We start from the raw sequence: 21902 nt of genomic DNA on the forward strand, positions 1-21902 counted from the left end.
GCGCCATGACTGTTCAGGCCAATGATCCCGCAATATCAGTCGCTTCCGAACAACCTGCATCGCTGCGCCCCATCCTCGAATGGATCGCGCGCCATGCCGAACCTGTGGTGATCGGCCTTGCGGCCATCCTGATCGGTCTTGGGCTCTTCTCTCTCTTCATCCTGGCGATCGGCAAGTCGCCGGCGATGCTTTTCCAGCTTATGTATACCGGCGGCTTCGGCAGCTGGTTTTCGGTGCAGAACAGTTTAAGTCGTGCCGCACCCCTTCTCCTGACGGCACTCTGCGTCGCCCTGCCCGCCCGCCTCGGCCTCGTCATCATCGGCGGTGAAGGAGCGGTCGTGCTGGGCGGCGTTGCCGCCGCGGCGATGGCCATGCCGCTTGCCGGCACGGCACCCGTTCTCCCGACCCTTATTCTCATGGCTGTCGCGGCGATGGCGGTCGGGGGCATCTGGATCGGCCTTGCCGGTTTCCTGCGCCACTATCGCGGCGTCAACGAGACGATCTCCTCGCTGCTGCTCTCCTATATCGCGATCGCGCTGATGAACCAGTTTGTCGAAGGACCGCTGCGCGATCCCGCCAGTCTCAACAAGCCTTCGACCAAGCCGCTGCCGGCAGACTATATGCTCGGCAACATTCCCGGCATGGACGTGCACTGGGGTCTCGTCATCGGCATCGTCGCCTGCATCCTCTCCTGGATCCTGATCGAGGTGACGAGTTACGGATTCGCCGCGCGCATCGCCGGCGGCAACGTACGTGCCGCCCAGATCCAGGGCCTGCCGGTCGGCAAACTGATTGCCGGCTTCACCGCAATCGCCGGAAGTTTTGCGGGCCTCGCCGGCATGATCGAGGTCGCGGCCGTGCAAGGCAGCGCCAATGCCTCGCTTGCCGCCGGTTATGGCTATACCGGCATCCTCGTCGCCTTCCTTGCCCGGCACAATCCGCTGGCGATCATTCCGGTCGCGATCCTGCTCGGCGGCATCGATGCTTCTGGCGGCCTTATCCAGCGCCGCATGGGTCTGCCGGATGCCACCGTGCTCGTGCTGCAGGGCACGCTCTTCATCGTCATCCTCTTCTGCGAGACCTTCTACGGCCGCTTCAAGATCTTCAATCCCGACCTCTGGAAAAGGAGCCTCTGATGGAAGAGACCGGCATCGGCATATGGGGCGTGCCCCTTGCCATACTCGCAGGCGCCATCCGCGTCTCCACGCCCTTCATCTTCGTCAGCCTCGGCGAGACGATTACCGAGCGCTCCGGCCGCATCAATCTCGGGCTTGAAGGGACACTGGTCTTCGGCGCGATGACGGCCTATGCCGTCGCCGTGATGACTAATTCGCCCTGGCTCGGTGTGCTCGCGGCCATGGCAACGGGCGCGATCTTCGGCCTCGTCCACGGCTGGATCTGCAAATGGCCGAAGGTCAACGATATCGCGATCGGCATCGCCATGATGCAGTTCGGGCTCGGCCTTGCCTTCTTCCTCGGCAAGCCCTTCATCCAGCCGGCAGCGCCGCATCTGCCGGCCATCCCCCTCGGTTTCTGGTCGAACTTGCCGCAGATCCAGGCAGCGCTGAACATCAACGTGCTCTTCCTGCTGGGTGCTGCCCTCGCCTTCGTTCTCTGGTGGGCCTTCAGGAATACCCGCGTGGGCCTCATCCTGCGCGTCGTCGGCGACAGCACCGATGCCGCGCGCGCCATGGGCATCAATCCGGATCGCGTGCGACTGCTGGCAACCGCCATCGGCGGTTCGCTGGCGGCCATCGGCGGCGCCTATCTGTCGCTCTATTATCCGGGCTCGTGGAACGAGGGCATTTCCTCCGGCCAGGGCCTTATGGCCGTGGCGCTCGTGATCTTCGCCCGCTGGAACCCGATCGGCTGTTTCCTCGCCGCCCTGCTCTTCGGCGGCGCCGGCGCACTTGGCCCGGCGCTGCAATCCGTCGGCGTCACACAGGGCTACTATCTCTTCTACGCCGCCCCTTACGTGCTGACGCTGGTCATCATGATCGCGACCTCCTCGCCCACCCGTTCGCTCGCCGGCGCGCCCGGCGCGCTTTCCCTGACCAAATAAGCAATGAAAGGAGCCAAGCGATGAACGGCCTCGGCGGATTGAACAAATCGGAACACGGCGTCGGCATCGGCCTCGTCCAGCTCCAGCTTCCCGTCACCGTCACGAGAGAAGACCTTGCCCGCCAGACACAGGTCATTGTGGATCTCGTCGGCAAGGCACGGCGCAATCAGCCGGGCATGGATCTGGTCGTCTTCCCGGAATATGCCCTGCATGGCCTGTCGATGGATATCAATCCCGAGATCATGTGCACGCTCGACGGGCCGGAGGTCGCAGCCTTCAAGAAGGCCTGCAGGGACAACGCGATCTGGGGCTGCTTCTCGATCATGGAGCTTAACCCGGAGGGCATGCCCTACAATTCCGGTATCGTCATCGACGACAAGGGCGAGCTGAGGCTCTATTACCGCAAGATGCATCCCTGGGTGCCGGTCGAGCCGTGGGAACCCGGCAATTTCGGCATTCCCGTCATCGATGGGCCGAAGGGCGCCAAGCTTGCGCTTATCATCTGCCACGACGGCATGTTCCCGGAAATGGCACGCGAATGCGCCTATAAGGGTGCGGAAATCATGATCCGCACCGCCGGCTATACCGCTCCGATCCGCGAAGCGTGGCGCTTCACCAATCAGTCGAACGCCTTCTGCAATCTCATGGTCACGGCGAGCGTCTGCATGTGCGGCTCGGACGGCACGTTCGACAGCATGGGCGAAGGCATGATCTGCAATTTCGACGGCTCGATCATCGCTCACGGGACATCGGGCCGCGTCAACGAGATCATCACCGCCGAAGTGCGTCCCGATCTCGTACGTGAAGCCCGCCTTGGCTGGGGCGTCGAAAACAACATCTACCAGTTCGGCCACCGCGGCTACGTCGCCGTTTCCGGCGGCGCTGATGATGCGCCCTATACCTACATGCACGATCTGATCGCCGGCAAATACCGCCTTCCCTGGGAGGATCAGGTGAAAGTCACGGACGGCACGCCCTGCGGCTTCGACAAGCCGGCACGCCGCTACGGCGAAACATTCAAACTCGCGGGTGAATAGGAGAAAAGACGATGGACGCCATGGTCGAAACCAAAGGACACTATATCGACGCCGATCCCTATGCCTGGCCCTATAACGGTGCCCTGCGGCCCGACAATACCGCGCTCATCATCATCGACATGCAGACGGATTTCTGCGGCAAGGGCGGTTATGTCGACCACATGGGTTACGATCTATCGCTGGTCCAGGCACCGATCGAGCCGATCAAGAAGGTCATGGCCGCCATGCGTGCCAAGGGCTACCACATCATCCACACCCGCGAGGGCCATCGGCCCGATCTCGCCGACCTGCCGGCCAACAAGCGCTGGCGCTCGCAGCGCATTGGCGCCGGCATCGGCGATCCGGGGCCTTGCGGACGCATCCTCACGCGCGGAGAACCGGGCTGGGACATCATTCCGCAACTTTACCCGATCGAAGGCGAGACGATCATCGACAAGCCGGGCAAAGGCTCTTTCTGTGCCACCGATCTGGAACTGATCCTCAACCAGAAGCGCATCGAGAACATCATCCTGACCGGCATCACCACCGACGTCTGCGTCTCCACCACGATGCGCGAAGCGAACGACCGCGGCTATGAATGCCTGCTTCTGGAGGACTGCTGCGGCGCGACCGACTACGGCAACCACCTCGCCGCCATCAAGATGGTGAAAATGCAGGGGGGCGTGTTCGGCTCCGTCTCCAATTCGCAAACCCTCGTGAGTCAGCTGCCATGAGCACCATCCGCGATACTCCCCTCCCGCAAGCCGGCAAGGCCGTCGGCATCGACACGATCGACATGACGATGCGCTTCGGCAGCTTCACGGCCCTCGACCATGTGTCGGTCAAGATACCCGCGGGCAGCTTCCATGCGCTGCTCGGTGAAAACGGCGCCGGCAAATCGACACTCGTCAAATGCATCATGGGTTTTTATCACGCGACATCGGGCTCGCTTTCCGTCGATGGACGCCAAGTGGCAATTGCTTCGCCGAAGGATGCCGCGACCTATGGGCTCGGCATGGTCTACCAGCATTTCACGCTGGTTCCCTCGCTGACGGGTGCCGAGAACCTCGTCATCAGCCGCGCCGAAGTGCCTGCGATCATCAACTGGGCAAAAGAGCGGAAGGATCTCGCAGCTTTCATGGAACGCATGCCCTTCAAGATCCCGCTCGACCGGCCGGTCAGCGAGCTTGCCGCCGGCGAGAAACAGAAATTGGAGATCGTCAAGCAGCTCTATCTCGGCCGTTCCTTCTTGGTGCTGGACGAGCCGACTTCGGTTCTGACACCCGCCGAGGCCGATGAAATGCTCGGCCTCGTGCGCGGCATGACCGAACGCGGCGAACTGACCGTGCTGATGATCTCCCACAAATTCCACGAGGTCACGAAATTCGCCGATGCCGTCTCGATCCTGCGGCGTGGCAAGCTCGTCGGCACGGGCAAGGTCGGCGAGCTTTCGACCGCCGACATGGCGGCGATGATGATCGGCGACGTCAAGCTCGCCGAACTCGATACCCGTGTTCCGATCTCCGAGAGCGCCAAGCCCGTTCTCACGGTCGAGCAGGTGAAGGCGCCGGATCGCACCGGCCTGAAGACGATCGAGATCGACAATCTCACGGTCCGCTCCGGCGAGATCGTCGGCATTGCCGGCATATCCGGAAACGGCCAGAAAGAACTGACGGAAATCCTCGCCGGCCAGCGGCCGACCGATGCCGGCCGGGTCAGCGTCAATGGCGAGGCCTATGGTGCGACACGCCCCGAGACCCGCAAGAACAACGTCCGTTTCATCCCCGAGGAGCCGCTGCAGAACGCTTGCGCGCCGCGCATGACGGTCAGCGAGAATCTCGCTTTCCGCACCTTCGACCTGAAGGCCGACGGCAAGGATGCGATCTGGCTGAACAAGGGCAAGATGAAGAAGCGCGCCACGGCGCTGATTTCCGACTTCAAGGTGAAAACGGCCTCCTCTTCCTCGCCGATCGCGGCCCTTTCGGGCGGCATGGTGCAGCGCGCCGTGCTTGCCCGCGAACTGACCGGCGAGGTGGACCTGCTGATCGTCTCCAATCCCTGTTTCGGTCTCGATTTCTCGGCCGTCGCCGAGATCCGCGCCCGCATCATGAAGGCCCGCAATTCCGGTACGGCCGTGCTGCTCTTGTCGGAAGACCTCGATGAACTGCTCGAAATGTCCGACCGCATCATGGTCATTTCCGAAGGCAGACTGGTCTACGAGACGCCGGCGCGGTCTGCCGATATCGGCGTTATCGGCGCGCATATGGCGGGGCATCACTGATGGCCGACATCAAGGCACAGCCTTTCGCCTTTCCGGCAAAGCACGACCGGCTCGCCCTTATCGTGATCGACATGCAGCGAGATTTCGCCGAGCCCGGCGGCTTCGGCGCCAGCCTCGGCAATGATGTCAGCCGCATCTTGAGGATCGTGCCGGATGTCAAACGGCTCATCCAGGGGTTCCGCAATGCCGGCCTGCCGGTCATCCACACGATGGAATGTCACAGGCCCGATCTCTCCGACCTGCCGCCGGCAAAACGCGACCGCGGCAACCCGACCTTGCGCATCGGCGACGAAGGGCCGATGGGGCGGATTCTGATCGCGGGCGAGCCCGGTACGGCGATCCTGCCCGAGCTTGCCCCGCTCAAGGGCGAAGTGGTGATCGAAAAGCCCGGCAAGGGCGCCTTCTATGCCACCGAACTTGGCGACGTGCTGCAGGAGAAGGGCATAAGACAACTTGTCTTCGCCGGCGTGACGACCGAAGTCTGCGTGCAGACGACCATGCGCGAAGCCAACGATCGCGGTTACGAATGCCTGCTCGCCGAGGAGGCGACGGAAAGCTATTTCCCCGAATTCAAGGCCGCCGCCATCGCCATGATCCGCGCGCAAGGCGCGATCGTCGGCTGGACGGCCCATGTCGACGATATCCTGGAGAGCATCGCCCATGCCTGAAACGACCCGCGAACTGCTCACGTCAGGCGGCTGGAAGGCGCTGGAATTCGGCCCCTTCCGCGACGAGGTGACGATCCACTGGATTCGTCCTTTCGACGGCGATCAGCCGGGTGTCGCGCTTCTGAAATACGAGGCCGGCGCCAGCGTTCCCCGCCATCGCCATGAAGGGCTGGAAACCATCCTCGTGCTTGATGGCGTCCAGTCCGACGAAGCCGGCGACTATGGCCGCGGCAGCTACATCGTCAATGCGCCCGGCACCGAACATTCGGTCTGGAGTGATACCGGCTGCGTGGTTCTCATCCAGTGGGACCGACCGGTGAAAATACTGGAAGAGGAAGCGGCCTGAATTCGACAGGATCGGCGTCCACTCAAAGAGTGGGCAAGGCTGGCTGACGGACCAGCCTTGCAGTCCGGGCGTCATCAGGCCGACTGGACGGCCTTGATGCGGTCGAGGCCGCCGACAACAGGTGCGAAATCGTCCCAGACACCCTGGGCGCCCTTCTGCCATTCGTCGAAGGCTTCCGGCTTCAACAACTTGCCGCCGTTCTTCAACGAGACTTCGACCGACGCCGCCTCGTCATCGACGATCAACTGATTGAAATAGGCAGCCCCTTCCGTGGAGGCTTGCTGGAAGACGGCCTTCTGCTCGTCGTTCAGGCCAGCCCAGAAGGTCGAGGAATAGTAGATGATGCCCGAGGCCCAGATGTGGCCGGTCTCGGTCATGTAGGGCACGACCTCATAGAGCTTGAAGCCGGCATAGGCGGATTTGGTGAGGTCCATGGCGTCGGCGACGCCGGTTGCCAGAGAATTGTAGGTCTCGGTAATCGGGATGCCGATTGGCGTCGTGCCGAAAGCGGCCCAGAGCTTGGTATGCAACGGGCTCTGGATGACGCGGATGCGCTTGCCCTTGAGCTGTTCGGGACGCGTCACCGGCTCCTTGGTCAGCAGATGACGGGCGCCGTAATTGATGAAATCGCCGACAACGAAATTCTGCGCCTGCAGCTTGCCCTTCAGGTCGGCGCCGACATCACCGCTGACGGTACGGCGCACATGATCGGCGTCGCGGAACAGGAAAGGCAGATCAAGGATCTGCAGTTCCGGAGCCCAGCCTGAGAGCGACGAGACGGTTGAAAGGCTGGCCTGGATGGAACCGAGGCGAACGCCCTCCGCCACTTCCTTTTCGCCGCCGAGCGCGCCGTTCTTGACGATGTTGAACTTGAATTGCCCCGGCAGCCTGGCCTCGACCAATTGGCCGATCTTCACCCAGATCTTGGTCTCCGGCTTGTCGTCACCAAGCAGCGAGGCAATGGTGATCGTTGTCGTGCGGGCGGCAGCCGCGCGAACGAAGGCCGGTGCGGCAAGGGCGGCGCCCGCGAAGGCGGCGGTTTTCAGGAAATTGCGTCGATTGAAATAGTCCATGGAGAAGGTCCTGTCCGTTAGAAGATGATCGCCCAGGCGCAGAGGATTGCGAGCGAGACGAGAAGGGCAAGCAGATAGGGAACGACCGCCCTGAAGAGGGCGGAGGCCGGGATGCGGGTTACACCGCTGACGACGAAGATCAACATGCCAAGCGGCGGCGTCAGGCCGTGGATCATCAGGTTGACGACGATGATGACGCCGAAATGGATGGGATCGATACCTGCCGAGACGGCGGCCGGCAGCAGGATCGGGGCGAAGAGCAGGATCGCCGCGCCGATATCGAGCACGAGGCCGACGACCAGCAGAATGATGTTCGACAGCAGGATCACGGCAAGGGCGCTGCCGCCGAGCGCCATCGTCAGGTGCGAGATCAGACCGGAGACATCATCGACAGCCAGCAGGAAGGCGAAGGGGCCTGCCGTGCCGATCAGGAGGCCGATCGCGGCGGCTTCCACTGCCGCCTGGCGGAAAGCGGCATAAAGCGAGAGAACGCCCAGCCGCGCCCCGATGCCGAGCAGGAATGTGTAGAAGGCGGCAAGAGCCGCAGCCTCCGTCGTCGTGACGATGCCAATGCGGATGCCGACCACGACGATGACGCCGAGACCGAAGGCCGGAATCGCCTGGACGGCCGATTGCCAGCGCTGCGCTGCCGAGGCGTGCGGCAGTGGCGCCTGATCGCGGACCGTCAGATGGATCGCAACGGCAAGGCAGATTGCCATCAGCCCGCCGGCGAAGAAGCCGCCGACCAACAGCGAACCGACCGAAAGATTGGTGGCAGTCGCCAGGATCAGGAACGCGATCGACGGTGGGATGACATTGTCGAGCACGGAGGTTGCCGCGATGATCGCCGCGGCCTTGGCTGGCGGATAACCGTGGCGGACGAGTTCCGGCTGGAAGGTCGATGCGCCGAAGGCGGCATTGGCAACCGAAGAACCGGAGGCGCCGGAGAACAGCACGCTGGTCAACAGCGTCGTCTGGGCAAGACCCGCACGGCGATGGCCGACCATCGCGGCAGCAAAACGCACGAGCTGATTGGCAACACCCGATGCCGTCAGCAGGCCGCCGGCAAGCAGGAAGAAGGGGATGGCGAGCAGCAGGAATTTCGAGATGCCGGTGACGGTCGAGGAGACGATCGCCGGTTCCGGCAGGCTGCTGCCGAAGGCAATCACCACATAGGCGGCGGCGAGAAAGGCATGCGGCAGCGGGGCGGCAAGTACGAGGCCCACCGCCGCAATGAGGCCGAGGACGATGCTGGGCGGCCAGTCGAGCTCGATGGAGACAAGGGGAATGCCGGCATAAAGCGCCGCACCGACGGCAACGGAGAGCAGGACCGGCCAGAGCTTTCCTTCGGCGATGCGCTGCAGCAGGAGAACGATGAGGATCAGCGCGCCGCCGGCGCCGAGAAAACCGAAGCGAATCCATTCCGGCACGCCGAGCGTCGGGGAAACACCGCCGAGCATGGTCATGATCTCACTGCCGCCGAAGCTGAGAATGAGCCCCGACAACACGGTGAAGACATCGGCTGCCACCTGCGTTGCCGGATGCAGGCGTTCCGGCATCATCTTGACGAAGACGTCGAGACGCATGGCAAGGGCGCTGTTGAAGCTCAGCGGCGCGCCGAGCGCGATCAGCAGCACATGCAGCCAGATGCCGAGATCTTCCGCACCGATGAAGCCGGCCGCGAAGAAATAACGCATGCAGACCGTGACCAGCACCATGAAGAGCAGCACGGCAAGCACAAGGGCAGCGCCCAAGCCGAGCACGGTTTCGATCGCCTTCAGGATGCGGGCGGCAAGCCCGTCACCTGTCGTCTCCTGTTCGGCTGGGTGGAATTCGCTTGCTGCCACGGAATTTGCTTTCTTGCCGGTAGGTCAGGCGCTCTTGACGGTGGAAAGGTCGCGATCGAAGAGCGTCGACCAGGTGTAGTTGCGCGCCTTCGACACTTCCCTGCTGACATCGAGACGCGGCAGAACCTTTTCGCCGAAACGGTAGGCTTCCTCAAGCAGCGGCATGCCGGAAAGAATAAAGGTTTCGACGCCCGCCTTCTGATAGGCCTCCAGCGTGCGCAAGACCGTATCGGGCGAGCCGACGATTGCCGTGCCGGGACCGGGCCGCACCAGCCCGATGCCCGCCCAGAGATTGGGCGCGACTTCGAGATCGCGCAGATTGGCCGGCTTCAGGCCGCCATGCAGGGCTGTCATGCGCTGCTGGCCGACGGAATCACTGCGGGCGACGAAACGCTGGTTGGCCGCAATCGCCGCATCGTCCATCCGCCCGTAGAGATCGGCTGCAGCCTCCCAGGCCTTCTCGTCCGTATCGCGCACGATCACGTAGAGCCGAATGCCATATTCGAGCTCGCGTTCGTAACGGGCTGCCCGCGCCTTCACCGCCTCGACCTTGCCCTTGATCTGCTCCGGCGTTTCGCCCCAGGAAAGATAGGTATCGACATGTTTTGCCGCGACATCCAGCGCCCTGTCGGAAGAGCCGCCGAACCAGAGCGGCGGCGGAGCGATGCTTTCGCCGACCGGCAGGGCGAGCTTGGCGCCGTCGGTGGAGAAATACTTGCCCTGATAGGTGACGCTCTCGCCGGCGAAGAGACGATGCCAGAGGTGCAGATATTCGTCCGCCATGTCGTAGCGCTCGTCATGCGGCAGCATCATGCCGTAAGCGCCCAGCATCTTGGCATCGCCGGACACGACATTGATCAGCAGGCGCCCGCGCGCAAACTCCTGGAAGGTTGCGGCCATCTTGGCAAGCAGCGTCGGCGCGACGAGACCGGGATGGATTGCAACGAGGAAACGCAGCCGTTCGGTATAGGAGAGCAGCGCGCTTGCCAGCACCCAGACATCGTGGGCGCCGGTCGCAAAGAGCGCGCCGGTATAGCCGAGATGATCATAGGCCTGGGCGAGCTGTCTGTAATAGCCGTAATCGACCTGACGCGAGCCTTCCGGCTGCCACGGATAGGCGCCGTCGGGCGCGCACATGTACCAGAAGACATTCATTGCCGGCTCCCTACTTCACTGCTTCCGGCGGCCGGCCGATGGCAACCGCGCGATCAAAATGGCCGTGGCGGAAGAGCGTGTCGGCTTCTTCCTGCTGCTCGGCAAGCACTGCCGCATCGACAGGCACCACGGAAAAATCTCGCGAGCGCACCACGCGCTCCCAGGCGTCGGCACCGGTGCCGCCGCGATCATTTTCCGCCAGAAGGCGGGCTGCCCTCACCGGATCGGCTGCAATTTCGCTGCCGATCCTGGCAAGTTCCGAAGCAATGCCGGCGGTTTCCGCGGCCGACAAGCCAATGCGCGCGAGGCTCCAGAACAACGACCGGTTGGGAATAGTGGCGCCGCAGCGAACGATGAGGCGGAGACCGGCGTGCCCGATCGCCTTTTCCAGTCGCGGCGACATGGCAACCCAGGCGTCGACCCTGCCCTCCAGCAGCTCGGCCAGCGAATCCCGCGTGCCGCTCTCGACGCGCTCGACATCCGCAAGCGCCAACCCCTCGCCCTCCAGGCTGCGGGCGAGCAGATAGGTGTGAAACGAACCGTCGATCAGGGAGATCCGGCGTCCGGCAAGATCGGCGATGGAATTGAGGTTGCTATCGGCACGCACAAAGATCGCACCGTTGGCCGGCCTGGGTGCCGACGCAGCGACATATTCGACACCGAGGCCACGCGCATCCGCTTCGATCGGCGGTGTCGACCCTGTTCCGCCGAAATGAATGGCGCCGCTTTCAAGCAGAGCGGCCGTATCGCGTCCCTCGCTATAGGGAACAAAGATCGGATCGAGCCCGGCAAAAGCACCGGGCCAGGCACTGGCAAGCCGCAGGTGGAGATTGTTGGGGTGAACGCCGATTCTCATGCTGATTCCGTCTCGGGATTGGAATTGCGTTCAATTTACTTTTTTATAGATTGAAAGCGAGGAAAGCTATTCCCGCGGGCAGCGTGAAACGAGATCATAAAACCATAAAATCTACAGATAATAACATCATTTGTCGGAATCGTTGCCGCAACCGGGTGCTGCATTGAAATTTCGACGCGCACACTTTACTTTTTTGTAAATCAAAAGAGGTGGCCATGACCAAGCCCGTGTCTTCGAGAGTATGCCGCAGCGTCGGCGAAGCGAGCGAGCTTCTAAAGCGGATCGCCAATGCGAACCGCCTGGCGATCGTCTGTTATCTGATGGAAACCGAGGCGTCGGTTTCGGCGCTGGAGGACGATCTCGGCATCCGCCAGCCGACGCTTTCGCAGCAGCTTGCGGAATTGCGTGAAGCCGGCGTCATCGAAGGGCGCCGCGATGGCAAAGCGATCGTCTATCGCGTCGTCGACCCGCGGATCGAAACCGTTGTCTACGCATTGCGAGAGATGTTTTCCGGCCTCGACGACGTCACCGGTCGTTTCGGGACGGCAAGGCTGCCGGTCGATGAGATGATGTTCGACTGAGCAAGCCGATGATCGATTTCTACACCTGGATCACGCCGAACGGCCTGAAAATATCGATCGCGCTCGAGGAATTCGGGCTACCCTACAAGACCCACGCGATCGACATCACCAGAGGCCAGCAGTTTTCGGCCGAATATGCGGCAATCAATCCAGGTGGCAAGATCCCGGCCATTGTCGATCACGAAGCGGGCCTCACGCTGACTGAGTCCGGGGCCATTCTCCTCTATCTCGCCGAAAAGACAGGACGCTTCCTGCCGCGCGAAGGCGCCGCCCGCCATCACACGATCGAATGGCTGATGTGGCAGATGGGCGGCTTCGGACCGACACTCGGCCATGCCCATTATTTCCTGACCTACAACCAGGGCCGCGCGCCCTTTGCCGAAGAGCTTTTCCGCAAGGATACGGTAAGGCTCTACCAGACGCTCGACGGGAGGCTTGAGGGTCGGGAATATCTTGTCGATGACTATTCCGTCGCGGACATGGCTGTCTGGCCCTGGGTCTCGCGTTTCCAGCGTCACGGGATCGACCTCGGCGATTTCCCGAATGTCTGTCGCTGGTATCTGCAGCTGGCCGCTCGGCCGCAGGTGAAGCGCGGCTACGAAGTGCCGCACTTCACCGGCCCGGTCCCGCTTCCACCAGGTGTCTGATTGTCGGTTTCGGGTCGGCAGTCGGCCTATCGCGTAAACATCAGCCGCATGCGTGCCAGAACGCCCTTCATGCCCGGCATGGCGGTGGCTCTCAGATGGCGGGCGACGACACCCGCATCGACCCGTGCTCCAAAATGGCAGGAGCAGACAAGCCCGTGCAGCTGCCGATCGTTAAGATCGAAGAAGCTCTGCGCATCCCCATAGGTATCGCCCTCGAGACCCGCGGCACGCAAGACCGGATCGGCATAGGCTACCGATATGGGCGACCCGGTGATCCTCATCAATATCCGCTGGTCGCGGGGCAGGTATTCGGTTTCCCGAAGGGTAACGAGCGAACGCGCAGGATCGCTTTCCAGGAGCTCGGCCCACCGGTTCAACCGCTCTGCCCGAGACAGTTGTGGCGTGGTACGGCTGACCTTGGCTATAGCCTTGAGCTGATCGACTGCGTATTGTTCCATGACGGCCTCCTATTTGGAAAAATAGACTGCACGCCCCCGACAGGAAGGTTGACCCCAACGACGCTGCCTGTCCAATCACGTTTGAAGAATCGTGTCGCTTGAACGGGCAGATCCCGTCCATTCAGGCAAATTCGCTCTGTCTGGCAAATGTGCGCGGATGCGCGACATGTTTCTTGACGATCGCGTCCTTGCTGTCGAGCTCCTCCAGAAGCACGTCGTAGGTCCACAGATCGGCAAGATGCTGCAGGACGAGCTTCAGATCCTCCTCTTCCAGGAACTCGTCGTTGCTGGCCCGGTGCTGCAACAGCAATCTGCGGTCGCCGGCAAGATCGACATCGACGATTTCGATTGCCGGGTCGGTATGGCCGATGTCGTAGTCGCGGGAAAGCTGCCGGCGAATACGCCTGTATCCGCGCTCGTCATGGATCGCCGAAACCAGGATACCCTCCTCGATCTCAGGATCGTCGTGAAGCTGGAACATGCGCCACCGGCGCATCAGGCTCGGGCTCAGGAACTGGCTGACAAAACTCTCGTCGCGATAATTGGCCCAGATATCGCGCAGCACCGCCATGGGATCGCCGCGCCCGGCAATCTCGGGAAACCACTCGCGGTCTTCACCGGTCGGCTCGGTCACGATGCGCTCGATGTCCTGCATCATGGCAAAACCGAGCGCGTAGGGATTGAAGCCGGAGAAGCGCCGGTCGTCGTACATCGGCTGGAACACGACATTGGTGTGCGATTTCAGGAACTCGAAATAGTTGCCGTCGCTGATCTGCCCGCGCTCGTGCAGCCGCCGCATGATGTTGTAATGGACATAGGTGGCGGTGCCCTCGTTCATCACCTTCGTCTGGCGCTGCGGATGGAAATATTGCGCGACATGGCGGACGATGCGCAGGATTTCGCGCTGCCAGGAATGCAGCCGCGGCGCGGACTTTTCGAGGAAATAAAGGATATTGTCCTGCGGCAGGCCGAGTGCCGCGCGCCTGCGCTCGAATTCCTGGTCGGACTTGCTGCGCTTGAGGCCGACAGGCACGGTGCGCCAGAGATCGTTGAAGATCTTTTCCTCATGCGCCCGCCGCTCCTGCTGGCGCCTTTCCTCCTGCCGCAGATCGACCTGGGTCTTGCCGGCATAGCGGTGTACGCCGTGCGACATCAGCGCATGGGCGGCATCCAGCGTGCGCTCGACGGCCACCTCGCCATAGCGTTCCTCGCAGCGGGAAATGTAGCTCTTGGCGAAATCGAGATAATCGAGAATGCCTTCGGCATCGGTCCAGAGCTTGAACAGATAGTTGTTCTTGAAGAAGTGGTTGTGGCCGAAGGCAGCATGCGCGATCACCAGCGTCTGCATGGTCGCCGTATTCTCCTCCATCAGATAGGAGATGCAGGGCGAACTGTTGATGACGATCTCATAGGCGAGGTCGCGCATGCCGCGGCGATAGAAGGCCTCGTGATGGGCAAAATGCTTGCCGAAGGACCAGTGGCGATAGAAGAGCGGCATGCCTGTCGAGGAATAGGCATCGAGCATCTGCTCCGATGTGATGACCTCGATCTGGTTCGGATAGACATCGAGACCCAGTTCCCCGAGCGCAATGTCCTCACAGGCGTCATGAATGCGCTGCAGGGTTGGGAAATCCCAGTCGGCCCCTTCGAACAGAAGCTTCTCTTTGTGCCGCGTGCTGGTCCTCATGGCGTCGCCCCTGCCTTGGCAGCCTTCTTCTGAAACAGGTCGTGGAAAACCGGGAAGATCTCGTTCTTGCGGCACACCTTGCGCATGGCGAGCGGCAGGGCCGTAGAGCGTATCTCCTGATAAAGCGTCCAGAGCGGCGATCTCGACGTCGAGGAATCCCCGTCCTCCTCACCGACTTCGATATAGGCGAAATACTGGCAGACCGGCAGGATTTCCTGCTGCAGCAGTTGGCCGGTCAGGGCGCCGTCGGAATAGGAATTGTCGCCATCGGAGGCCTGCGCCGCATAGATGTTCCACTCCGTCGGGTCGAAGCGCGCTGCAACGATCGAGCGCATCACGGCCAGCGCGCTGGAAACCAGCGTGCCGCCCGTCGCCGGACTGTAGAAGAACGTCTCCTCATCGACTTCCTCCGCCTTCTCCGTGTGCCGGATGAAGACGATCTCCACCTTCTCGTAACGCTGCGACAGGAAGAGGTAGAGCAGCAGGTAGAAGCGCTTGGCGAGATCCTTCATATGCTCGCTCATCGAGCCGGAAACGTCCATGAGGCAGAACATCACCGCCTTGACGACCGGTTTCGGCGTGTTTTCAAAGCGCCGGTAGCGGACATCGAGCGGGTCGATATAGGGGATACGCTTGCTCTTGAGGGTCAGGGTCCGCAGCCTCTCCTCAAGGACCAGGCGCTCTTCCGCGTCATCGCATTCGTCGATCTGCTTCTGCAGCGCCTCGATTTCCTCCGGCTTCGGGCGATGAAGCGCCAGGCGCCGCATCATGGCAAGGCGCGTCGTGCGCCCGACGGCGATGTTGGAAGGGGAGCCGGAGACGGAAAAACCGGCTCTTTGCGGCGTTACCTCGTCGGTCTCGCTCAGCCGGCGCTTGGCGAGGTCCGGCAATTCCAGATCTTCGAGGAAGATGTTGAGAAACTCCTCCCGGGTCAGAACGAAGCGGAAGCCGTCTTCGCCGTCGCCCTCCCCGGCCTCGGACGAACGGCCCCCGCCCGATGCCGGCGGACGCTTGATGAAATCGCCCTCGACGAATTTCTGGTTGCCGGGAAGGATCCGATCCTGAATTCCCCCTCCGCCCCGGTGAAGGCCCGGTTCGGACATGCCGCCGATCGGAAGGGTAACCTCGCCGCCATCCAGCACATCGCGGATGGAGCGGTTCTGCAAGGATCGTTTAACCGCTTGTTCTACGGCGTCCTTGGCACGCCGTAGAAACCGTTGCCGATTTTCCAAACTTTTACCGCGCGGATTGAGCCGCCGGTCAATGATGTGCATGTTTGCTCCTACATGGGTACTCGCTCGGACAGCCTACCTAACTCGCCTGCTTGACGCGCATGTACCATTCCACCAGCCGGCGAACCTGCCGTTCGGTATAATCCCGCGCGACCATGCGCGAGACGAACTCACTGTGTTTCTTTTCGGTCTCGCTATCCTTCTTCGATCCGAAGGATATGACCGGCAGTAGATCCTCGACCTGCGAAAACATCCGCTTCTCGATGACTTCCCGGATCTTTTCGTAGCTGGTCCAGGAGGGATTCTTGCCGCCGTTGGCCGCGCGCGACCTGAGGCAGAACTTCACGATCTCGTTGCGGAAATCCTTGGGATTGGCGATGCCTGCCGGTTTTTCGATCTTCGTCAGCTCCTGGTTCAGAAGTTCGCGGTCGAGCAACTGTCCCGTATCCGGGTCCTTGAAATCGATGTCCTCGATCCAGGCGTCCGCATAGTCGACATAGCGGTCGAACAGATTCTGGCCGTAATCGGAGTAGGATTCCAGATAGGCCTTCTGGATTTCGTTGCCGATGAATTCCGCATAACGCGGCGCCAGTTCTGCCTTGATGAACTCCATATAGCGCTTTTCCGTCTCCTCGGAAAACTGCTCGCGGCGAATAGCCTGTTCCAGGACATACATCAGATGAACGGGATCGGCGCCGATATCCGTTGGGTCGTGGTTGAACGTCGACGCAAGGACCTTAAAGGCGAAACGTGTCGATATTCCGTCCATGCCCTCGTCGACGCCTGCGGCGTCGCGATATTCCTGCACGCTTCTGGCGCGCGGATCGGTTTCCTTCAGGCTCTCGCCGTCATAGGCGCGCATCTTCGAGAAGAGATTGGAATTCTCGTGCTTGCGAAGCCGCGACAGGACGGAAAAGCGGGCCAGCATCTCCAGCGTCGCCGGCGCGCAGGCCGCATCGGCAAGCTCCGAGCCTTCGATCAGTTTCTGGTAGATTTTCTGCTCCTCCGTAACCCGCAGGCAATAGGGAACCTTGATGACGCAGATGCGGTCGATGAAGGCTTCGTTGTTCTTGTTGGCCTTGAAGGTCTGCCATTCCGCTTCGTTCGAATGGGCAAGGATGATGCCGGAGAACGGGATCGCACCGATATTTTCGGTGCCCATGTAGTTGTTTTCCTGCGTCGCCGTCAGCAGCGGGTGCAGCATCTTGATCGGCGCCTTGAACATTTCGACGAATTCCAGCACGCCCTGATTGGCGCGGTTGAGACCGCCGGAATAGCTGTAGGCATCGGAATCGTTCTGCGAATAGTGCTCGAGCTTGCGGATATCGACCTTGCCGACCAGCGACGAGACGTCCTGGTTGTTTTCGTCGCCCGGCTCGGTCTTGGCGATCGCGATCTGGCGAAGCCGGGAGGGCTGGATCTTCACCACGCGAAAACGCGAGATATCGCCGTCGAATTCGTCGAGCCGCTTCAGGCACCAGGGACTCATCAGGCCGCTGAGGCGACGGGTGGGAATACCGTATTCCTCCAGCAGCAACGGTCCCATGGTCAGGGGGTCGAAGAGGTTGAGGGGGCTTTCAAAGACCGGGCTCAACTCGTCGCCGGCCTTCAGCACATAAATGGGATTGACTTCCATCAGCTGCTTCAGGCGCTCCGCAAGCGAAGACTTGCCGCCGCCGACCGGGCCGAGCAGATAGAGGATCTGCTTGCGCTCCTCCAGGCCCTGGGCGGCGTGCCGGAAGAAGGACACGATCCGCTCGATCGTCTCTTCCATGCCGAAGAACCCTGTAAAGGCCGGATAGGTCCGGATCGTCCTGTTCATGAAGACGCGCCCGAGCCGCGAATCCTTGGCTGTATCGATGATTTCAGGTTCGCCGATCGCCGCCAGCAGCCGCTCGGTGGCGTTGGCATAGGCCATCGGATCCTTCTTGCATAAGGACAGATAGTCCGCGATAGACATATCCGTCTCGCGGCGAGACTCGTAGTTACGGGTGAACGCATCAAATAGGGAGTTGTTCAGCATAGGCCCTCCTATAAAGGTCTGCCTCAGCGATTTTCGCCTTCGCTAAGTAAGATGGTGCGCCAATGTTTTGAAAGATCAAGGTCCTCCTAGACGGAAATAAGACATGGCTGGCATTCCAGCCGCGCTACACAAAAAAGTGCGCGTAACTCGCCAATTTGCTCCTAGAAAGTTGACCGTCTCTATAGCTTTGCAACGGCGCGGGGAGTATTATTCGCGCGCGGCATGAAAGAGAACGCCGCGCACCTTCACGCCGATGACGCGAATATGTGCTGGTGCCGATGAAGGGCTGCCTGATTCGCTGGAGCGAGCATTTCTCGCGGTCCGTCTCTGAGACGCGTCTTCAAGCAACGTCAAGCGAAAAGCAAGGCCTGATCGAAAACAGACCGGTCGCTCAACCCATGCGATCACGCGAGGAAAGTCCCACCTCGCGCATCAGGACCGCGATCCTCACAGACATCCGAAACCACGGCTGCAAAGAACGGCGGCACAACGGCGGCGGCTGACGGATACTGTCGGCAATACCGGCTCGCCACTTTGGGAAACGTGACGGTCGCTATGCCTCGTTCTCCGTCTTCGAGGGGCTGAAAGCGGCCCGCTCGATACCGTGGCGCTGCAGCTTGTCGTAGAAGGTCTTGCGCGGAATGCCGAGTGTTTCGATCGTGCGGCGCACGTCGCCGTCGTTGCGGGTCAGCGTCTCCCGGATGATATCGGCCTCGTAGCGGTCGATCCTTGCCGGCAAAGGCAGCGCGGCCTCCACCCTCTCCATCCCGTCCTGCGCCCGCTCGGACGGTGTCGCTTCAAGGCCGAGCACGAAGCGCTCGGCGAAATGTGAGAGTTCGCGCACATTGCCCGGCCAGTCATGGCTTTTCAGGTGGCGGCGCAGCTCCGGCGAAGCCGCAGGAACCGGGCGCTTGAAACGGTGGGCAGCCCGTTCGGTGAAGTGGGCAAAGAGGAGCGGGATGTCGTCGCGCCGGTCGCGCAGCGGCGGAATGCCGATCGTCACGACATTGAGGCGATAATAGAGATCCTCGCGGAAATCGCCGCGTTCGCGCGGATTGCCGAGATCGATCTTGGCGGCGGCAACGACCCGCAGATCGACCGGCCGCACCTCGTTGGTGCCAAGCGGCATGACTTCCCGCATTTCCAGGACCCGCAGCATCTGCACCTGGGCGGAGGCCGGCATGCTTTCGATTTCGTCGAGGAAAAGCGTTCCGCCGCTCGAATGTTCGATACGACCGATGCGCTTCTTCTGGGCGCCGGTGAAGGCTCCCGCCTCATGGCCGAAGAGTTCGCTTTCGATCACCGTTTCCGGCAAGGCGCCGCAATTCAGCGCCACGAAGTTTCCCTTGGAACGGCGGCTCCAGCGATGCAGCAGGCTCGCCACCACTTCCTTGCCGCTGCCGGTCTCGCCGGTCACCAGCACGTCGACATCCGTATCGGCGATCTGCCTGAGCGTTCGCCGCAGACGCTCCATGGCCGGCGTCTGGCCGATCAGCGGCAGGTCGCCCTGTGCCTGCTCGGCAGCCTCGCGCAACGCGCGATTGTCGAGTACCAGGCGCCGCTTCTCGGCCGCCCGGTGGACACTCTGAACCAACCTGTCGGCGGCAAAGGGCTTGGTGATGAAATCATAAGCCCCGTCCTGGATCGCCTTGACGGCCATCGGAATATCGCCATGCCCGGTCATCAGGATCACCGGCAGGTCTTCGTCCAGGCGACGTATGCGATCGAACAGCTGCAGCCCGTCGACCTGCGGCATGCGGATATCGGAAACGACGACCCCGGTAAAATCCGCCCTCAGTACCTTCAATGCGTCCATTGCGGCAGAAAATGTCGAAACGGCAAAGCCGGCCAGTTCCAGCGTCTGCTTGGTCGCCTTCAGGAGATCCTTGTCGTCGTCGATCAGGAAGACCGGGATCGTGTCGCTCATGTCTGTACCTTCTGCAGATGGATAGTAAAGCGGGTGCCGCCCTCATTGCTTTCGACCTCGATACGGCCGCCGTAATCGGAAACGATATCCTTGGAGATAACGAGCCCGAGCCCGAGCCCCTTTTCCTTCGAGGTGTTGAAGGGCGAAAACAGCGAACCAAGGATCTCCTCGGATATGCCTGGCCCATTATCGGCGACGGTTACGACAACCTCGCCGCCCGCCTCCTCGCAGAAGATCTCCACCTTCGCGCCCTCCCTGCCGTCAAGCGCCTCCAGCGCATTCTGGAAGAGGTTGATCAGCACCTGCTCCAGCCGGATGCGGTTGCCGCTGACCTTCAGTTCGGCTGGCGGCAGCCGGATATCGAGCGCATCCAGGCGGCCGGCAAAGCGGCTGCGCAAGAGCACGACGGCGCCCTCGACGACGGCGCGCAGTTCCACCGGCTCCGCCGCCGTACGGCCCTTGCGGGCAAAGGCCTTCAACTCTTCGGTGATCGTGCCGATGCGCTCCGTCAGGCCGGCAATCGCATCGAGATTGTCGTCGGCCGATTGCGGCTGCCGGCGCTTGAGGAAGGTTCGGGCATTGTCGGCATAGGCGCGGATGGTCGCGACCGGCTGGTTGATCTCATGCGCCACGCCGGCGGCCACCTGCCCCAGGATCGCCAGGCGGTTTGCCTGCACCAGTTCCTGCTGCACTACCTGCAGCCGCGCCTCAGTCGCGCGGTGATCGGAAATCTCCGCCTGGAGCCTGTCGCGGGCACGGCTCAGGTCATCGGTCCGCTCCAGCACGCGGCGTTCCAACTCTTCACGCGCGGCGCGCTCGGTGGCGATGCGCATGGTGGCGATCTGGCGGCGACGCAGCAGGAAGGTCATGATCGCGAGCACCGGAATGAGCGCCGCCAAAGTCAGCAGGCGCCATTCGCGCACGGATGAGGCGATCGGCGCTTCGGTCGGCACGAGATATTCGAGTTGCCATGAGGTTGAGGGCACCTCCGTCCGCAATCGCAGGAACTCCCCCTCACCACCGCCCGGCATGACGGCATGGACCATTGCGGCACCGGGTCTCAGCGCCTGCCGCTCGTCGATCGGCAAAGGCGAGAGTGGCGCCTCGCCGAATTGCAGGCTGCTTCTGATCGCGGAAAGGCTTTCCAGCGGCAGGGGTTTGGCGGTCATGAAACGCCAGGACGGCAGGCTGGTGATCAGCACGACCCCGTGCTCGTCGGTGACATAGGCCGGCCGGGCCGCATCGCGCCAGTCGGACTCCAGCTGATCGAACTCCATCTTGACGACAACGACGCCAAGCGGAGCCGCGGCATCCCCGACCCGCCGGGAAATATAAAGTCCCGGCCGGTTGCTGACATTGCCGAGCGCGAAATGCTCCGCCGTACCCGTTTCCATGGCGCGGCGGAAATAATCGCGGAAGGAATAGTCGTTGCCGACAAAACTCAGGGGCTCCTGCCAGTTGCTGGAGGCGATCGCGATACCGTTGCTGCCGGTAACGTAGAGAACCGAGGCGCGCGTGCCGGCAACGAGGCTCTGAAGCTTGCGGTCAAGCCCCATGACGGCCTCGCCCTGCCCGGAGGCCAAGGCGTCCCGCACCTGCTGGTCGTCGGCAAGAAGAAGCGGGAGAGCCCGCGGCCCTTCAAGCACGGCCCGCAGCAGCGCGACCTTGAGATTGGCATCGGTCTGCCCCTGTTCCTCCAGCGCCGCAATTGCCTGCAGGCGGCCATAGATGCCGGCCCCGTAAAGGGCGATTGCGATGAGTGCGGCGGCAAGCGCCGCAAAGATCAGCCAGACGGATCGGGAGCGCCGGCCAAGCTGTTCAGGTGTCAGGAGACGTTCGTTGGCGGTCTTCTGGAGCATGGCGACATTGTGCATATTTTCGCACGCCCAGCAAATCACTTTGTGCGGAAAACCGCACCAATGCGACCGATCCGACCAGATACACTCAAAGATATCAATGAATTAGGCCGCCCGAAAAACTGGCACGCGCATTGCAAACCGGAGTCCTCATCAGTCGGGAGGCTGTTTGACCATCATGACTTGC

The 21902-nt window shown here is 61.9% G+C and carries 19 protein-coding genes; 9 read left to right on the forward strand and 10 right to left on the reverse strand.

Going from position 1 to position 21902, the window contains the following annotated elements:
* Nucleotides 1-5 precede the first annotated feature (5 nt).
* From ACFPWW_RS13475 to ACFPWW_RS13505, 7 genes are read left to right on the forward strand one after another with little or no spacing between them, the layout of a single operon-like run.
* Nucleotides 6-1136 carry an ABC transporter permease gene (locus tag ACFPWW_RS13475; RefSeq protein ID WP_377312025.1) on the forward strand — a complete coding sequence of 377 codons (1131 nt, stop codon included), beginning with the start codon at nucleotides 6-8 and terminating at the stop codon, nucleotides 1134-1136.
* A complete protein-coding gene (locus ACFPWW_RS13480) occupies nucleotides 1136-2062 on the forward strand; it encodes an ABC transporter permease (protein ID WP_377312026.1) in 927 nt (308 codons plus the stop codon). Before ACFPWW_RS13475 ends, ACFPWW_RS13480 begins: the two co-directional genes overlap by 1 nt.
* 20 nt (nucleotides 2063-2082) lie before the next feature.
* Nucleotides 2083-3099: a formamidase gene (locus ACFPWW_RS13485; RefSeq protein WP_377312027.1), complete on the forward strand. Its 1017-nt coding sequence runs from the start codon at nucleotides 2083-2085 to the stop codon at nucleotides 3097-3099.
* A gap of 11 nt (nucleotides 3100-3110) precedes the next feature.
* Entirely contained in the window at nucleotides 3111-3812 is a 702-nt protein-coding gene (locus ACFPWW_RS13490; protein WP_377312028.1) for a cysteine hydrolase family protein, read from the forward strand.
* Nucleotides 3809-5359 (forward strand): ABC transporter ATP-binding protein, encoded by a 1551-nt coding sequence (locus tag ACFPWW_RS13495; RefSeq protein WP_377312029.1) that lies wholly within the window; start codon nucleotides 3809-3811, stop codon nucleotides 5357-5359. Before ACFPWW_RS13490 ends, ACFPWW_RS13495 begins: the two co-directional genes overlap by 4 nt.
* A complete protein-coding gene (locus tag ACFPWW_RS13500; protein ID WP_377312031.1) occupies nucleotides 5359-6027 on the forward strand; it encodes a cysteine hydrolase family protein in 669 nt (222 codons plus the stop codon). The genes ACFPWW_RS13495 and ACFPWW_RS13500 overlap by 1 nt, the downstream gene beginning before the upstream one ends.
* Nucleotides 6020-6373 (forward strand): cupin domain-containing protein, encoded by a 354-nt coding sequence (locus ACFPWW_RS13505; RefSeq protein WP_112572375.1) that lies wholly within the window; start codon nucleotides 6020-6022, stop codon nucleotides 6371-6373. Before ACFPWW_RS13500 ends, ACFPWW_RS13505 begins: the two co-directional genes overlap by 8 nt.
* Nucleotides 6374-6447: 74 nt before the next feature.
* Here ACFPWW_RS13505 and ACFPWW_RS13510 read toward each other — a convergent pair whose 3' ends face one another.
* The 4 genes from ACFPWW_RS13510 to ACFPWW_RS13525 are packed head-to-tail and all read right to left on the reverse strand — an operon-like array spanning nucleotide 6448 to nucleotide 11304.
* Nucleotides 6448-7446 (reverse strand): TRAP transporter substrate-binding protein, encoded by a 999-nt coding sequence (locus ACFPWW_RS13510; RefSeq protein ID WP_377312033.1) that lies wholly within the window; start codon nucleotides 7444-7446, stop codon nucleotides 6448-6450.
* A 17-nt stretch (nucleotides 7447-7463) separates the two neighbouring features.
* Complete coding sequence (locus ACFPWW_RS13515) at nucleotides 7464-9293, reverse strand: TRAP transporter large permease subunit (protein ID WP_377312034.1); 1830 nt, start codon at nucleotides 9291-9293, stop codon at nucleotides 7464-7466.
* Between the two features lie 24 nt (nucleotides 9294-9317).
* Nucleotides 9318-10448 carry an LLM class flavin-dependent oxidoreductase gene (locus tag ACFPWW_RS13520; protein ID WP_112756137.1) on the reverse strand — a complete coding sequence of 377 codons (1131 nt, stop codon included), beginning with the start codon at nucleotides 10446-10448 and terminating at the stop codon, nucleotides 9318-9320.
* A gap of 10 nt (nucleotides 10449-10458) precedes the next feature.
* A complete protein-coding gene (locus ACFPWW_RS13525; RefSeq protein WP_377312035.1) occupies nucleotides 10459-11304 on the reverse strand; it encodes an ABC transporter substrate-binding protein in 846 nt (281 codons plus the stop codon).
* 215 nt (nucleotides 11305-11519) lie between these two features.
* Here ACFPWW_RS13525 and ACFPWW_RS13530 point away from each other — a divergent pair, with 215 nt between their 5' ends.
* Together ACFPWW_RS13530 and ACFPWW_RS13535 are read left to right on the forward strand one after the other, a co-directional pair.
* Nucleotides 11520-11885 carry an ArsR/SmtB family transcription factor gene (locus ACFPWW_RS13530; protein WP_377312036.1) on the forward strand — a complete coding sequence of 122 codons (366 nt, stop codon included), beginning with the start codon at nucleotides 11520-11522 and terminating at the stop codon, nucleotides 11883-11885.
* 8 nt (nucleotides 11886-11893) lie between these two features.
* Nucleotides 11894-12532, forward strand: coding sequence for a glutathione S-transferase family protein (locus ACFPWW_RS13535; RefSeq protein WP_377312037.1), 639 nt, complete (start codon nucleotides 11894-11896; stop codon nucleotides 12530-12532).
* A 26-nt stretch (nucleotides 12533-12558) separates the two neighbouring features.
* Here ACFPWW_RS13535 and ACFPWW_RS13540 read toward each other — a convergent pair whose 3' ends face one another.
* The 6 genes from ACFPWW_RS13540 to ACFPWW_RS13565 all read right to left on the reverse strand — a co-directional run bounded on the left by ACFPWW_RS13540 (nucleotide 12559) and on the right by ACFPWW_RS13565 (nucleotide 21733).
* The gene (locus ACFPWW_RS13540) at nucleotides 12559-12990 is read right to left on the reverse strand and encodes a hypothetical protein (RefSeq protein ID WP_112572381.1); all 432 of its coding nucleotides are present in this window, start codon (nucleotides 12988-12990) and stop codon (nucleotides 12559-12561) included.
* A gap of 121 nt (nucleotides 12991-13111) precedes the next feature.
* Complete coding sequence (locus ACFPWW_RS13545; RefSeq protein ID WP_112572383.1) at nucleotides 13112-14677, reverse strand: SpoVR family protein; 1566 nt, start codon at nucleotides 14675-14677, stop codon at nucleotides 13112-13114.
* Nucleotides 14674-15951 (reverse strand): YeaH/YhbH family protein, encoded by a 1278-nt coding sequence (locus ACFPWW_RS13550; RefSeq protein WP_112572385.1) that lies wholly within the window; start codon nucleotides 15949-15951, stop codon nucleotides 14674-14676. The genes ACFPWW_RS13545 and ACFPWW_RS13550 overlap by 4 nt, the downstream gene beginning before the upstream one ends.
* Nucleotides 15952-15988: 37 nt before the next feature.
* Nucleotides 15989-17932 (reverse strand): PrkA family serine protein kinase, encoded by a 1944-nt coding sequence (locus ACFPWW_RS13555; RefSeq protein ID WP_112572388.1) that lies wholly within the window; start codon nucleotides 17930-17932, stop codon nucleotides 15989-15991.
* A gap of 553 nt (nucleotides 17933-18485) precedes the next feature.
* Nucleotides 18486-19859, reverse strand: coding sequence for a sigma-54-dependent transcriptional regulator (locus ACFPWW_RS13560; RefSeq protein WP_377312038.1), 1374 nt, complete (start codon nucleotides 19857-19859; stop codon nucleotides 18486-18488).
* Complete coding sequence (locus ACFPWW_RS13565) at nucleotides 19856-21733, reverse strand: sensor histidine kinase (protein WP_377312039.1); 1878 nt, start codon at nucleotides 21731-21733, stop codon at nucleotides 19856-19858. The genes ACFPWW_RS13560 and ACFPWW_RS13565 overlap by 4 nt, the downstream gene beginning before the upstream one ends.
* Nucleotides 21734-21902 lie beyond the last annotated feature (169 nt).

Source organism: Rhizobium sp. GCM10022189, assembly GCF_042656325.1.
GTDB lineage: Bacteria > Pseudomonadota > Alphaproteobacteria > Rhizobiales > Rhizobiaceae > Rhizobium.

Bases quoted from the DNA above. Each gene is read 5' to 3' on its own strand.
- ACFPWW_RS13560 (WP_377312038.1), bottom strand. From the start codon at position 19,859: ATGAGCGACACGATCCCGGTCTTCCTGATCGACGACGACAAGGATCTC.
- ACFPWW_RS13535 (WP_377312037.1), top strand. From the start codon at position 11,894: ATGATCGATTTCTACACCTGGATCACGCCGAACGGCCTGAAAATATCG.
- ACFPWW_RS13555 (WP_112572388.1), bottom strand. From the start codon at position 17,932: ATGCTGAACAACTCCCTATTTGATGCGTTCACCCGTAACTACGAGTCT.
- ACFPWW_RS13485 (WP_377312027.1), top strand. From the start codon at position 2,083: ATGAACGGCCTCGGCGGATTGAACAAATCGGAACACGGCGTCGGCATC.
- ACFPWW_RS13540 (WP_112572381.1), bottom strand. From the start codon at position 12,990: ATGGAACAATACGCAGTCGATCAGCTCAAGGCTATAGCCAAGGTCAGC.
- ACFPWW_RS13565 (WP_377312039.1), bottom strand. From the start codon at position 21,733: ATGCACAATGTCGCCATGCTCCAGAAGACCGCCAACGAACGTCTCCTG.
- ACFPWW_RS13545 (WP_112572383.1), bottom strand. From the start codon at position 14,677: ATGAGGACCAGCACGCGGCACAAAGAGAAGCTTCTGTTCGAAGGGGCC.
- ACFPWW_RS13550 (WP_112572385.1), bottom strand. From the start codon at position 15,951: ATGCACATCATTGACCGGCGGCTCAATCCGCGCGGTAAAAGTTTGGAA.
- ACFPWW_RS13530 (WP_377312036.1), top strand. From the start codon at position 11,520: ATGACCAAGCCCGTGTCTTCGAGAGTATGCCGCAGCGTCGGCGAAGCG.
- ACFPWW_RS13525 (WP_377312035.1), bottom strand. From the start codon at position 11,304: ATGAGAATCGGCGTTCACCCCAACAATCTCCACCTGCGGCTTGCCAGT.
- ACFPWW_RS13480 (WP_377312026.1), top strand. From the start codon at position 1,136: ATGGAAGAGACCGGCATCGGCATATGGGGCGTGCCCCTTGCCATACTC.
- ACFPWW_RS13490 (WP_377312028.1), top strand. From the start codon at position 3,111: ATGGACGCCATGGTCGAAACCAAAGGACACTATATCGACGCCGATCCC.
- ACFPWW_RS13495 (WP_377312029.1), top strand. From the start codon at position 3,809: ATGAGCACCATCCGCGATACTCCCCTCCCGCAAGCCGGCAAGGCCGTC.
- ACFPWW_RS13510 (WP_377312033.1), bottom strand. From the start codon at position 7,446: ATGGACTATTTCAATCGACGCAATTTCCTGAAAACCGCCGCCTTCGCG.
- ACFPWW_RS13520 (WP_112756137.1), bottom strand. From the start codon at position 10,448: ATGAATGTCTTCTGGTACATGTGCGCGCCCGACGGCGCCTATCCGTGG.
- ACFPWW_RS13500 (WP_377312031.1), top strand. From the start codon at position 5,359: ATGGCCGACATCAAGGCACAGCCTTTCGCCTTTCCGGCAAAGCACGAC.
- ACFPWW_RS13475 (WP_377312025.1), top strand. From the start codon at position 6: ATGACTGTTCAGGCCAATGATCCCGCAATATCAGTCGCTTCCGAACAA.
- ACFPWW_RS13505 (WP_112572375.1), top strand. From the start codon at position 6,020: ATGCCTGAAACGACCCGCGAACTGCTCACGTCAGGCGGCTGGAAGGCG.